The 13346-nt window shown below is 45.2% G+C and carries 11 protein-coding genes; 5 read left to right on the top strand and 6 right to left on the bottom strand.

The window, feature by feature from the left end; all coding sequences use genetic code 11:
- Positions 1 to 730 precede the first annotated feature (730 nt).
- Together MAS10914_RS0127965 and MAS10914_RS0127960 are read right to left on the bottom strand one after the other, a co-directional pair.
- Complete coding sequence (locus tag MAS10914_RS0127965; RefSeq protein WP_017319257.1) at positions 731 to 2158, bottom strand: cation:proton antiporter; 1428 nt, start codon at positions 2156 to 2158, stop codon at positions 731 to 733.
- A gap of 86 nt (positions 2159 to 2244) precedes the next feature.
- Complete coding sequence (locus MAS10914_RS0127960) at positions 2245 to 2658, bottom strand: EVE domain-containing protein (protein WP_017319256.1); 414 nt, start codon at positions 2656 to 2658, stop codon at positions 2245 to 2247.
- Between the two features lie 324 nt (positions 2659 to 2982).
- On the opposite strand from MAS10914_RS0127960, the gene MAS10914_RS0127955 reads away from it, so the two are divergent.
- A complete protein-coding gene (locus MAS10914_RS0127955; protein ID WP_017319255.1) occupies positions 2983 to 3735 on the top strand; it encodes an SIMPL domain-containing protein in 753 nt (250 codons plus the stop codon).
- 192 nt (positions 3736 to 3927) lie between these two features.
- Here the strand turns inward: MAS10914_RS0127955 and MAS10914_RS0127950 are convergent, their stop codons facing one another.
- A complete protein-coding gene (locus tag MAS10914_RS0127950) occupies positions 3928 to 4290 on the bottom strand; it encodes a single-stranded DNA-binding protein (protein WP_017319254.1) in 363 nt (120 codons plus the stop codon).
- Positions 4291 to 4671: 381 nt separating this feature from the next.
- On the opposite strand from MAS10914_RS0127950, the gene MAS10914_RS0127945 reads away from it, so the two are divergent.
- The 4 genes from MAS10914_RS0127945 to ribD all read left to right on the top strand — a co-directional run bounded on the left by MAS10914_RS0127945 (position 4672) and on the right by ribD (position 8616).
- Complete coding sequence (locus MAS10914_RS0127945; protein ID WP_017319253.1) at positions 4672 to 5679, top strand: rod shape-determining protein; 1008 nt, start codon at positions 4672 to 4674, stop codon at positions 5677 to 5679.
- Between the two features lie 80 nt (positions 5680 to 5759).
- Positions 5760 to 6569, top strand: a complete 810-nt coding sequence (gene mreC / locus MAS10914_RS0127940; protein WP_017319252.1) for a rod shape-determining protein MreC — start codon at positions 5760 to 5762, stop codon at positions 6567 to 6569.
- A 3-nt stretch (positions 6570 to 6572) separates the two neighbouring features.
- Positions 6573 to 7190 (top strand): rod shape-determining protein MreD, encoded by a 618-nt coding sequence (mreD, locus tag MAS10914_RS0127935; protein ID WP_026082873.1) that lies wholly within the window; start codon positions 6573 to 6575, stop codon positions 7188 to 7190.
- A 256-nt stretch (positions 7191 to 7446) separates the two neighbouring features.
- On the top strand, positions 7447 to 8616 hold the full coding sequence (ribD, locus tag MAS10914_RS0127930) for a bifunctional diaminohydroxyphosphoribosylaminopyrimidine deaminase/5-amino-6-(5-phosphoribosylamino)uracil reductase RibD (protein ID WP_017319250.1): 1170 nt from the start codon (positions 7447 to 7449) through the stop codon (positions 8614 to 8616).
- 37 nt (positions 8617 to 8653) lie between these two features.
- On the opposite strand, the gene MAS10914_RS0127925 is transcribed toward ribD, so the two are convergent.
- The 3 genes from MAS10914_RS0127925 to MAS10914_RS0127915 all read right to left on the bottom strand — a co-directional run bounded on the left by MAS10914_RS0127925 (position 8654) and on the right by MAS10914_RS0127915 (position 13257).
- On the bottom strand, positions 8654 to 8872 hold the full coding sequence (locus tag MAS10914_RS0127925) for a hypothetical protein (protein ID WP_017319249.1): 219 nt from the start codon (positions 8870 to 8872) through the stop codon (positions 8654 to 8656).
- Between the two features lie 561 nt (positions 8873 to 9433).
- Entirely contained in the window at positions 9434 to 11959 is a 2526-nt protein-coding gene (gene recG / locus MAS10914_RS0127920; RefSeq protein WP_017319248.1) for an ATP-dependent DNA helicase RecG, read from the bottom strand.
- Positions 11960 to 12180: 221 nt separating this feature from the next.
- Positions 12181 to 13257, bottom strand: a complete 1077-nt coding sequence (locus MAS10914_RS0127915) for a hypothetical protein (RefSeq protein WP_017319247.1) — start codon at positions 13255 to 13257, stop codon at positions 12181 to 12183.
- Positions 13258 to 13346: the final 89 nt, after the last annotated feature.

The raw sequence follows: 13346 nt of genomic DNA, 5'->3' as shown, positions 1-13346 counted from the left end.
TCCTTATTAAGAACCTAAATGAAATAGTGGCGTCAAATTCTAGCACGCCCCTAATGATTTTCCATGCCGTTATGGCATTTTAGATATTGGATATAGATTTTTAGATTGTGGATGATTGTGTTGATTTGTTAGTTGCCAGATTTTTTGGATTTTCACCAATCTTCCTCAATCTAAAATCTAAAATTTCCAAGCATTAGTCAATTCCAGCCAGCGTCACTCGATTCGAAAAGGAATTTTTTGTATTATTTGATTTCTGGTAGTTAACGCACCAATAATGCACCAATTGATAACTTTGCTGCGACTGTTTACTGTTGTGGTATTGACTTATGGGTGCAACTGTTTAATTGCTAGAGAAATATCCAAGGTTGGATGGACGAGCGAGGAGGAAGATAAAACAAAAATAACATTCTCACTGTTGGTCGTGTTTACAGAAAACTCCTAAAATTTTTAATTTTACGAGACGAAGATTTGGAGATAAAAGTTTCCATCAGTAATATAGGACTCCTATTTGATTTTTGAACGACACGTAAGGTGGGCAGTGCGAACGCAAAACCCGGATGTAGTCAGCAAAATACGGTAAGCACTGCCCACCCTACAATACTTAAGATTTTTCATAAATCATTTAGGATTGCTATAGCAATGTTTCAAAGTATTCATAGTGGCAATGGCTGAAAACTCAGAACAGGTCTGGAGTACAGACGCTGTCAATAATGCGTCTGTACTTAGATTTTTATTTCGTTTCCTGAGAATTTGGTGATTCCATCACCAATGGTTTTCCTGGAGAATCATCTAAAATCAGTTCCTCTGTTGCTATATCTCCCGTTTTTGGTTCTGGAAAGACAAACCGCAAAAGGGGAGGCGCTAAAAATGTTGTCAGGATGACCATCATGATAATTGCTGCCTCCAAAGGTTTCGAGAGAATACCTATAGAGGAGCCGATACCAAGAAATACCAATCCGACCTCGCCCCTGGGAATCATTCCGACACCAATTGCCAAACGGTTGAGTTGAGGTTGACCAAACACACTAAAGCCAGTGACGACTTTACCAAGGATGGCGACGACAATCAGGAAAATTGCCATCGTTAGACCTTCCCGGTTGCTAGGAATGGCTGGGTTTAAAACTCCTAAATCAGTTTTTGCGCCAACAGTTACAAAAAAAATCGGCACCAGCATATCGGCAATTGGGATAACTTGCTTTTGCAGTTCTACACGCTCATCCGTTTCGTCTAAGACCAAACCAGCGGCAAAAGAACCTAAAATGGCTTCTAATTGGATGGCAGCAGCAAAGTATGCCATCACAAAAGCAAAGATGAATGCTGGTATCACTAATCCACCACGAGTTTTTAGCTGTTTAGCAATTGCGACAAAGGTCTTACTGAAAATACTTCCTAGCACAATTGCGCCCAACAGGAAACTACAGGCGCTAATAATCAAATAAATGACTTTGCTTACATCTACTGAGCCTTCTTTTGCAAGACTTGCTACCACCGCCAAAACGATAATTCCCAGTACATCGTCAATAACAGCAGCACCTAAAATAATTTGCCCTTCTTTTGAATTGAGTCGTCCCAGTTCCGACAACACCTTGGAAGTGATACCAATACTCGTAGCAGTCAGCGCTGCACCTGCAAAAATTGCTGGTACAGCTGGAATGCTAAACAAAGTCATCAACCCTACTGTACCAGCAGTAAAAGGTACCACCACCCCGACCACTGCGACCACAAGCGCTTGGACACCTACCGCCATCAAGTCTTTTATGTTTGATTCCAAACCAATTTCAAACAGCAGAATGATGACACCTAGTTCTGCTAATACGGAAACGACTTCAGACTGTGCTTTAAACACAGCATCAGCGGCGTCTGGAGTTAGACCAGCAGTGCTTTGCAGGAAGGTCATGACCAAAGAGCTAGAACTATCTGCCCCTCCTTCTGGAAACACCAACAGATGTAGGACAGAGATGCCTACCACTACACCACCTACCAGTTCTCCCAAAACTGGCGGTAAACCAAAACGGCTTAATAATTCCCCACCAATTTTGCTGGCGAGGTAAACGACTACTATGCTGAGCAGTACGGCTGCCAGTACTAGTGAACTATCTGCGGTTTCTGTTGCAGTTGCCAACAAAGGTAATGAGAAGGTTATGTGATCTAAGTGCATTGGTTATTTTGGAAAACCCTTCCCTTTAATTTACAAGTTTGTTGAAAGCAACTATCTATAGATGCGCTACAGAAAGCATTGATAAATTAATTCATGTCGCCTGTTAATTGGAGCAGGTGTTGCCAATGAGACTCTGATACTGGCACTACCGATAGTCTGGAAAGGCGCAGTAAGTCAAAACCTTCAAAATTTCCGTCCTGCTTAATTTGGGTCAGGGTGAGTGGCTGAGGGACTCTTCGTAAGGCTTGCACCTGGACAACGACTCGTTTGGCATCATCGAATTTTGGGTCAGGGTAAGGTTGACTAACTACTTTTGCTACACCTATCACTCGCCGTTCTTTGCCTGTGTGATAAATGAGCGCCAAGTCACCAATTTCCATCGTCCGCAGATGTTTGAGAGCCAACGCATTGCTAACTCCATTCCAAACTGTACTACCATCCCGTTCTAAATCGCAGTAGGAATACTCTTCTGGTTCTGTTTTCAGCAGCCAGTATGCCACAAATATTCTCCTCTAATTGTTTACAGTTAACAGTTGACTGTTGATAGTGAACAATGAATAGTCAACGGTGAACCAAAGGCTATTTTTTTAGTTTCTAAAAATGTAACTGCTCTGACTTTCGACTATAGTCGTGTCAAAGTAAAAACATATCTCCTGTATGGACGCACTGTTAGCTGCGTCTTCAGGAACGCCTAGGGATTGAGTGTTGTGTTGTGTGTTGTGTGTTGTTAGCAATGGGTGGTTAGTTGTTTACAGCTAACCACTCTTTACTTCCCACGACTTACTTCATCCCCAGACATTAATTTTTAGAGGAGTGAATGTGTAATGAATACAGATGCTATGTCTGGTTCTCAGTTAAATACTGGGAACTTTTGGAAAATTCTATTTTTAGCCTTGCTTGTGTATGTTAGTTTTACCGAACCAGTTTTGGCACAACAGAAACAGAGGATGTTGCGTACCCTGAGTGTCAGTGGTCGTGGAATGGAGACAATTCCTACAACTCTATCTCAAGTCAGTTTGGGGGTAGAGGTTCAGGGGAAAACAGCACAGGAGGTACAACAAGAAGCTGCTCGTAGATCCGAGGCTGTGGTAGCTTTACTCAAGAGCCGTAATGTGGAAAAGTTACAAACCACTGGCATTACTCTTAACCCAATTTATAGTTACACCAATAACGTGCAGCGTATCACAGGATATGCTGCTGCTAATATTGTGAGTTTTCGTATTTCCACTGAGCGCGCTGGTACTCTGTTAGATGAAGCCGTCAAAGCTGGTGCGACTCAAATCAGTGGCATTAGTTTTGTCGCTAGCGATGAAGCGATCGCACAAGGAAGACAACAAGCACTCAAAGAAGCCACCCAGGATGCTCAACAGCAAGCCCAAGCTGTTTTTAGTGCTTTGGGTTTCCAGCCTAAAGAAGTGGTTAGCATTGAAGTGAATGGTGCGAGTGCGCCTCCACCGCCACCACAACCCTTTTTGCGTGCTGAGAATGCCAAGCAAGCAACACAAGATGCTTCTACCCCCATTGTTGGTGGTGAGCAACAGGTGGAAGCTACAGTGACTTTGCAAATTAGTTATTAGTGAGTGGGTAGTGGTGAACCAGTACTGCGGGAGGGTAACCCTGCCGCAGGTAACTGGTGTGCCTCCTGCGGAGGAGCTTCCGCTAACGTCGCAGACGTGCCGCAGGCATACCCGTTCGCCGTATGGCGTGGCGTCAGCCATAGGGTTAGTGGTAAAGAATAACCAACAACGACCCACTATCCACTACCAAATTTAGAAATTATCAGGGTTCATATCTACGTCTGCATCTTCAGCTTCCCGTTTAGAACCCAATAATTGCAATTGATCGACTATGATGACAGGTGTGGAGCGATTTGCTCCTGTGGTGCGATCGCTCCAAGTGTCAAATTTTAAGGAACCTTTGACAGCAATTTGTTTACCTTTACGCACGTAATCACCCGCCACCTGTGCTGTTTTTCCCCACAATTCGAGATTGAACCAATCAGTATGGTCGCCGTCTCTTGTGCGCCGATTAACAGCTAGTGTCAATTTACACTTAACGCTACCAGACTCGAAATACTTCATATCCGGGTCAGTTCCTACACGACCGATGAGGGTGACAATATTTATGCTCATGTGCATTCCTTGTAGTACAAGTGTACTTATTGCTTGTGAATATACATAATAGCGAATTGATAGGTTATTAGCAGAGTGTTAAATAAAAAACAATTATAATTACTGAGACAAATGATAAAAATGACTCTGTAGAAACTCCAAAACCATACGGATACAGTTCCACAGCTGGAGAATATAAAACAGTAGAAGCTTGAGACTGGTTAAAGCTGGTTAAAGTTTATAAAAAAAATATATGAAAACATAATCTACTTTACTAGACTCAAGTCAAAAAACGTAATAGAATCCAGCACAATTCTAACTTACGGTAGTCGTCAAAAAGTATCGAATTAGGGGGCGTAGAGACGCGTGGGCCTTTTTAGTAAGTTTTCCTTATCGCGGGATATGGGTATCGACCTTGGTACCGCTAACACCCTCGTTTACGTATCAGGTAAAGGCATTGTTCTGCAAGAACCTTCAGTGGTAGCGATTGACCAAAACGAAAAGGTCGCGCTAGCCGTTGGAGAAGAGGCTAAAAAAATGCTCGGTCGGACACCTGGGAATGTGGTTGCGCTGCGCCCCTTGCGCGATGGTGTAATCGCTGACTTCGATACAGCCGAGCTTATGCTCAAAAGCTTTATCCAGAGAGTAAATGAGGGCAAATCACTCGTATTACCTAGAATTGTCATTGGTATTCCCAGTGGGGTAACAGGAGTAGAGAGAAGAGCTGTCATGGATGCGGCTTCTCAAGCTGGGGCAAGAGAAGTTTACTTAATTGATGAGCCTGTGGCAGCAGCAATTGGGGCAGGATTACCTGTAGCTGAACCAACGGGCAATATGATAATTGATATCGGTGGTGGCACAACAGAAGTTGCTGTACTGAGTCTCCAAGGGACAGTGCTTTCTGAATCAGTACGTATTGCAGGAGATGAACTGACTGAAGCGATCATGCAGTATATGAAAAAAGTTCATAACTTGGTAATAGGGGAACGTACTGCTGAGGATATCAAGATTCGTATTGGCTCGGCATATCCCACTCATGATGATGATGATGCAATGATGGAAGTCCGAGGCTTGCACCTGCTTTCTGGTTTACCACGAACTGTCACAATCAAAGGACCAGAAATTCGTGAAAGTATGTCGGAACCTTTGTTGGTGATTATCGAAGCGGTGAAGCGGACTTTGGAACGCATCCCTCCAGAGTTAGCAGCAGACATTATTGACCGAGGAATTATGCTAGCTGGTGGAGGTGCCCTGCTTAAAGGGTTGGATACACTGATTAGTCATGAAACGGGAATTGTGACACACGTTGCTGCTGACCCATTATGCTGTGTTGTACTGGGAACAGGTCGTGTTTTAGAAAATTTCAAACAGCTGGAAAGAGTTTTCAGCGGACGTTCTCGCAATATGTAGCAAACTCAGCAAGATTCAGATATTGGGTTCTGTATAGAATCCAATATCTTAAGTAATATTACGGCTAGAAAAGGTTTTTTATGTTTACGGCACGTCGCTGGTGGGAGCGTAGAGGATTACAAATAGGGTTGCTAGGCTTAGTCGTTGGGAGTGCCTGGGTACTTAGACAGACTCAAGGTGCTATTCTGCTTGAGATATACCAGGGTGTTACGCGTCCAATCCAGATGTTACAAACACCACCAGTTCAAGAAGAACGCCTTAGGGATGCCCGGTTTTTAGAACTGCAAACCCAGCTTGTAGAACTGGAAAGCCAAAATAAAAAGTTAAAAGAGTTATTGGGCTATGTGGAGAAAGAACCTCTCTCATCGCGCCCAATTCCAGCGCGAGTCATGGCACGGAGTGCTGACAACTGGTGGCAACAAGTGACTCTCAATCGTGGAAGCCTTGCAGGGATCCAGGAAGGTTATGTCGTTAAGGCTGATGGTGGATTAGTAGGTTTGGTGGAAAGTGTGACTCCTAATACCAGCCGCGTGCTATTAATTAGTGACCTTAAAAGTCAAGTGGGTGTAACAGTGAGTCGTACAGGGGCAAAGGGTGTTTTGCGGGGAGATTCCTCTGCTGAAGCAGTCCTGGAGTTTTATGAAAAAGTCCCAAATGTGAAACCAGGGGACTTTGTTGCTACATCTACCTACAGTCAGAAGTTTCCCTCAGGATTGGCTGTAGGACGGGTGAAGTCGCTGGATTTGAAGAAACTTCCAGCATCAGTAGCGAAAGTGGAACTTTTTCCGCCAATACGCTCTTTAGATTGGGTGACGGTCTATCCCAAGCCAGAAAACCCGCAGTCAGAAAATATCGGTTCTGCAAATCAACAGTTAGAAACATCTAATTAAACAATGAGGATTCCTGAATTACAGGGTAACAAGCAGAAAAAGCCAAAATCGCCAAGGAGAAGATCCAAAATTCAAATCAGCCCCCTTTCTCGTTGGCATCCACGCTTACGTCTACTGACGGATTGGGCGGTAACGGTTGGGTCAGTAATGCTATGCTTACTGATGCTGCTCATCCGCTTCCCCGGGATGGAATTATTGGGTATTGGACCGAACTGGCTGTTGATTTGGGTGGTTGCTTGGAGTGTCAAGCGTACAGCTTTTGAAGGCGCATTGGCAGGTGCTGTTTTGGGTCTCCTTCAAGATGCTATGACATCACCTGACCCTACTCATGCTTTAAGTTTGGGGGTGGTGGGGGGTCTGACTGGTATGATACAGAAGCAGCGTTTCATACAAGAAGACTTTATTTCTATTGCCTTAATTGTGTTTGCTATGGCAGTCTTGTCAGAGACTGTTTTTGCATCGCAATTGAGTTTAATGGGCGATCGCAATGTGGCAGATATTTGGGTATATTTCCAAAAGGTGGCTCTTGCCTCTGCTATTCTCACTAGCCTCTGGGCACCAGTGGTTTATTTTCCTCTAAATCGTTGGTGGCGGCGGCTAAAATTAGCGGAACAGTCATGAACAATTCAAAATACTCTAACCGAGTACCGAGTGCGGAGTGTGGATAAGCTGGGGCTTAAACCCCCACCAAAGGAGTGAGGAGTGAGGAGTCATATAGTTGACCCTCACTCCTAAATTTTTCTGGAATCTAGGCATCCTCTGGCAATATGGATTCAAGCTAGAGTTATGTGAAATCGCAATCATCACAGAGGCTGGTTTAATTTGAAACAGTCTTGTGCAGCTAGCGTACAAAATATTCACTCTGTGGCTAAGAATTATGGATAATTCGCCAGTGGTCGCTCAACCGGATGCTTCCGTCGTGGAGTCAGGATTTCAGGATGATTCAAACCCGAAGCAAACAGGAACCGAGTTTGATCGAGCTATGATGCAACGGTGTTTGGAACTCGCCCGCCGCGCCTTGGGATACACCTCCCCAAATCCGATGGTGGGGGCGGTGATTGTTAAAGATGGAGAGATTGTTGGGGAGGGGTTTCATCCGCGTGCAGGCGAGCCGCATGCAGAAGTTTTTGCCCTACAGGCAGCAGGTGAACGCGCTCGTGGAGCAAGCATTTATGTTAGCCTGGAACCTTGCAATCACTACGGACGCACTCCCCCTTGTTCAGAAGCGTTGATAGCCGCTGGGATCGCTAAGGTGGTGGTGGGGATGGTTGACCCCAATCCACTCGTAGCTGGTGGTGGTATCGCCCGTTTGCGAGGCGCAGGGATAGAAGTTGTGGTGGGTGTGGAAGAAGAAGCCTGCAAGAAGTTAAATGAAGGCTTTATCCATCGCATTCTCCATCATCGACCTCTTGGCATTTTGAAATATGCCATGACTTTAGATGGCAAAATTGCCACGACGACTGGTCATAGTACTTGGGTGACAAATCAAGATGCCCGTAGCGAAGTTCATCAACTACGAGCAGCTTGTGATGCGGTCATTGTTGGTGGAAATACAGTCAGACAAGATAATCCTTATTTAACGAGTCATCGCCAAGGAGCACATAATCCCCTACGGGTAGTGATGAGCCGCAGTCTCAACTTACCTCAAAAGGCTCACCTATGGCAAACCGCAGAGGCTCCCACTGTGGTTTTGACAGAAAAAGGAGCTAACACCGATTTCCAAGAACTGTTGCGGAAGCATTCTGTGGAAGTGGTGGAGTTAACACCACTCACACCAGATCAAGTGATGGGGTACTTATACGAGCAGGGTTTTTGCAGCGTATTGTGGGAGTGTGGTGGTCTTTTAGCTGCCAATGCGATCGCCCAAGGAGCGGTGCAAAAAGTTCTTGCCTTTATTGCTCCTAAAATCATTGGTGGTGTTCATGCTCCCACACCTGTGGGTGACTTAGGTTTTACCACCATGACTGAGGCTCTATCCTTGGAACGTGTGGAGATCCGCGTAGTTGGTTCTGACTGTTTGGTAGAGGGTTATTTGCCCAGTCGTTAGTCATTCGTCATTAGTTATTACTTTTGAGTTTTGACTTTCAGGAATACTGACGTTCTTGGGCAAGATCACGGATAAGTGTCAGCCGGGATTTTATGTAGTCACTGAGGAAATCAGTTTCATGGCAATCTAGCAAAGCTTGGTTTTTGATTTGTTTTACCAACCAATGTACCAAGCTAGCATCATCGAGCTGCAACAGCGTTTTAGCTTGTGTGGTTTCGACCACAGACCAAAGCTGACGCATAACCTTAGGAGTCATTAGACCTCCATTGAACATTAGCCTAGCTGTTTTCAGGATACACAATTCTGGTATGGCTTCCGGTCTGAATGTAGAGGCTGACACAAGTGTTATTGAGAGCTTAATATATCGAGTTATAACTTGATAAAGATTAAGAATCAGGAACTTAAAGCAATACATGAACGCAAACTCATCTTATTTTGCGCTTAATAGACTTGTCCGGAAAGCGGAAAGCAGTCTCTACAGGGATTTCCAGGAAACTTGCTCAGGGTGTCGTCTACGCAGTCATCATGTGTTGATGTTGATATCGTTACTAATAGTTTAAAACAGAAAAATACAAGACTAAGTATACAGGCGATCGCCTGCATTTATTAGCTGCATGGCAGCGGGAGAACTAAAGTACGAATTCGTAGCCGAACCAATCCGGAAATGGTCAGCATTGCGATAATGTCTCGTGACGACCTCCTCCTGCTGCGTTAATCCTAATTTTCTTTTTTTCCTCTGACTGCTTCAACTTTATATGACAACTAACAGCTAATTCCACCAGCACTTAAAATTGTTCGTATAATTCACCTAGACACATTATGTTAAAATCGCCCCACCCATTAACCGCTCATACCGATACTTCAACTCTTCTTTCATCAAATACCAACGCTCTAAAGTTGCGTCTATCTCTATCACTTTCTCAGCTGCTTGCCGTGCTAAAATCAACACTTCTTCATCATCTACTAAACTTGCCAAGGTAAAATCTGGCACACCAGATTGACGAGTCCCCAAGACTGCCCCAGGACCGCGAAAGCGCATATCCATTTCAGAGATGAAAAAGCCATCCTGAGACTGTTCCAAAACCCTTAGACGTTGCTGTGCATCTGGACTTCGAGAGCTGCTCATTAACAAACAGTAGGACTGAGCCGCACCACGACCAACACGCCCTCGAAGTTGGTGCAACTGAGATAAGCCAAAGCGCTCCGCATTTTCAATGAGCATAACTGTTGCATTTGGCACATCAACGCCGACTTCTACAACAGTGGTAGAAACCAAAATTTGAGTTGTGCGATCGCGGAATTTGCTAATCGCTTCCTCCTTCTCGGCTGAAGTCATGCGACCGTGAAGCAGTCCCACCTGAAACTCTGGAAAAATACTTTCCTGTAACTTTTTATGCTCTTCCACCGCTGAACGCAGATCCAATTTTTCTGATTCTTCCACCAACGGTAACACCACATAAACTTGTCGTCCTTGGACAATTTCCCGGCGGATGAGGTCGTAAGCATGGGTGCGTTGTTGCCCCGATAGCACGGTTGTTTGAATCTTTTGCCGTCCCGGTGGCAATTCATCTATTTGACTCACATCCAAATCCCCGTGTATTGTCAGTGCCAGCGTTCGGGGAATGGGAGTTGCAGTCATAGTTAATACATGAGGTTGCTCGCCTTTTTGCTGTAAACGCGCCCGCTGTTCCACCCCAAAGCGATGCTGTTCATCAATCACGACCAAACCCAATTGCTGAAAGTTTACGGGGTCTTGAATTAAAGCATGAGTCCCTACTAATAGCGGCAATTCACCCGTTTCTAACTGGGCGTGAATTTGTCGCCGTTTTGCCGTTTTGGTAGAACCCGTCAGTAATTCTACTGGTAAATGCAAAAGATTAAACCAGCTCACTAACTTGCGATAATGCTGTTCTGCCAATACTTCTGTGGGAGCCATCAGTGCTGCTTGATACCCAGATTGAATGGCAGCAAGGATAGCAATGACAGCGACAACGGTTTTACCAGAACCGACATCTCCTTGCACCAAACGGTTCATCGGTACAGGTTTTTGCAAGTCATTGAGAATGTCGTTGATGACTCGTTGCTGGGCATTAGTTAATTTAAACGGCAGTATCTCGTAGAATTTTTTGACTAGCTGACCTTTTGGGATAAGAATGGCACTGGTTTGATTTTGCCTCGCTTGATGCTGACGTTGCAGCAACCCAAGTTGCAGGTAGAAAAATTCATCGAAGACGAGGCGGCGACGGGCAACTTGAAGGGTAGCGCTGTCTGGAGGGAAGTGGATATTATTAATTGCATCCTTCAATTCCATCAAATTATACTTAGCCCGCAAACCACTGGGCAGTGAGTCTTTCAGATGGACAGTAGAAGGCAAAGCAGCTATAACAGCTTGTCGTACCAAGTCAGCCCCCACTCCCTCTGTCAGAGCATAAATAGGAACAACTCTACCGATAGCCAGGGACTCAATGGTATCTCCTGGATGTCCCAAAATTTCCAGTTCTGGGTCTTCCAGCGTCAATCCGTATTTACTTTCTTTCACCAACCCACACGCTGCCACAATACTACCTTCTGGGTAGCGACGTTTTAAACTTTCCTGCCAAGCGCGACTGCTAAAGCGCGTACCAGCGAAAAAACGGTTGATTTTGATGTGACCTGTCTTATCGCGTATCAGCAGTTCTAGAATGGTTAATTTTTTGTTTCGTGGACTTGTAAAGCAGTTGCAACGTTTCACTGTTGCTACTATCGTCACCGTCTCACCCGCCACCAACTCCTGGATATTCACTTGACGCGCATAGTCAATATGGTCACGGGGATAGTAGAAAAGCAAGTCACGCACGGTTAATAAACCAAGACGTGCCAAATTTCCAGCTTTTCTCACGCCTATTTCTGGTAAATCACTCAGCTTTTGGTCTAGGTTAGGGGCAAGTCTGCGACTTAACTCCGCAACAATTTGAGATTTTGGATTTTGGATTTTGGAGTAGGAAGATGAGGAAGACAAGGGAGTGTATTTTTCTCCCCCGACTTCCCGGACTCCCCCGACTTCCCCGACTTCCCCCACTCCTCCTTCAGTCGCTTGCTGTAGTTGATACAGATACCTACGAGTCTCTGCGACTAAGTGTTGTCTGTCTTCCAGTACCAGATTTGGATAATTAGCAAATTCAGCCGCTAGTTCTTGCCAGCGACGACGTTCGGCGCTGGGTAAGCCTGTGGGGAATTTACCAAAAGTCAGCGTCAGAAACTCACTGAAACGGTATTGTTTACCCATCAAGTCAGTAAAGCCCTGTTCTGCTTCTATTGCCAAGGCTTTGTGCAATCGTATCCAATCTGGTTTGTCATTAGTCATTAGTGATGAATCATTAATCATGAGTCATTAGTCATTTGACTTAGGACAAAGAACCCTTCAGGTATCTCCTTTGGAGACGCACTCGCGTTCGGCGAACACGAGTGCGTGCGCTTTGCGCTTACGCCAGTTGCCGTGACAGTTGGAAACCAACTTGGCTGCGAGTCTGTTCGCCTAGCGTCTGGAACCTTGAGAAAGAAACTGCGGTGCTGGCTCACAAATGACTAATCATCAGACCAAATAGCACGCCATGCTGCTTCAGCTTCGGCAACTGAACGTTCCCGCTGTTTTTTTTGATACTCCTGTCCTATTCTACTGAGTTGAACTAAGAGACCGCGAATCTGCTTGCGATAAGACGAGAGTGTCGGGTCAGCAAATTCAATTTCCCCAAGCCGCAGATTGATAGCCATGATTTGTGTCAGGCTAGAGTCTTCTGACTGCTGCTCATTTTCAATTTCAACAACTAAGTTTAGTAAGTTGGGAGGTCCCGGCATCACTTCGGCAGATGCTTCTGAGGCTGCAGCTGCAGCTGCTTCTAAAATTGGTTCTGGTAATTTTTTGGGTAATATCCCTGCTTTCTGTAATAAAAGATTAGCTTCACGAGAAACCAATTTCAGCTTCTGTTGTGTTGCTCTCTCTATATTCTGTTGCCACTTTGCCAAATCCACAGGGTTAGAGGTGTTTGGGGAAGAGGACACGGGGTAAAAGGAGGATAAGGAGAAGAGATTGGGGGGAGTTGGTGAAGTGGGGGGCTTTGGGGTTCCCAGCGAGTGGGGTTGGGGGGAAGTGGGCGAAGTTGGGGGAATGAGGGGAGGCAGCGCTGCGGGAGGGTTTCCCGACCCAGGCGACTGCGGTGAAGTTAGGGAAGTGGGGGGAGTTAGGGAAGTTAGAGGAGTTAGGGAAGTGGGGGAAGTTGGGAGAGTGACCGGAGTGGGGGAAGAGAGTTCATCTGTTTCCTCATCTTCATTCATTTCCTCCTGTTCTCCCTCCTCTTCGCTTGCTTCCTCCTGCTGCTCCTGCTCATTCTTTATCAGAGTCGGCAACTCTTCAGCCGTCTGTTGACCTAACTCGCGGATGGTTTGTTGCAATTGTTGCCGCTGATGTAATGATAAACTCAAAAAGCTTTCAGGATACCCTTGGGTACACAGGTGATATGTCGCCAAAATCAACTGCTTGCGGACAGTTTGTCCCAAACTGGTTAGATAATTGGTATAGGCACTTTGAAGTTCTTTTGCGATCGCCCGTATCGCTTCTTCTAGTGCTAATATATCCTGCTCAATTCGCTCAATTGCTTTCGCCATATCTTCTTCCTATTGCCCATCTGAACCTTTTTGTAGTACAAATGTACGCATTTTTGGAAAATAATCATCTAAAGGATTTGAGATTTTGG

The organism is Mastigocladopsis repens PCC 10914 (assembly GCF_000315565.1).
In the GTDB taxonomy this organism is placed as follows: Bacteria; Cyanobacteriota; Cyanobacteriia; order Cyanobacteriales; family Nostocaceae; genus Mastigocladopsis; species Mastigocladopsis repens.
This window is presented reverse-complemented; position numbering and strand designations above follow the sequence as displayed.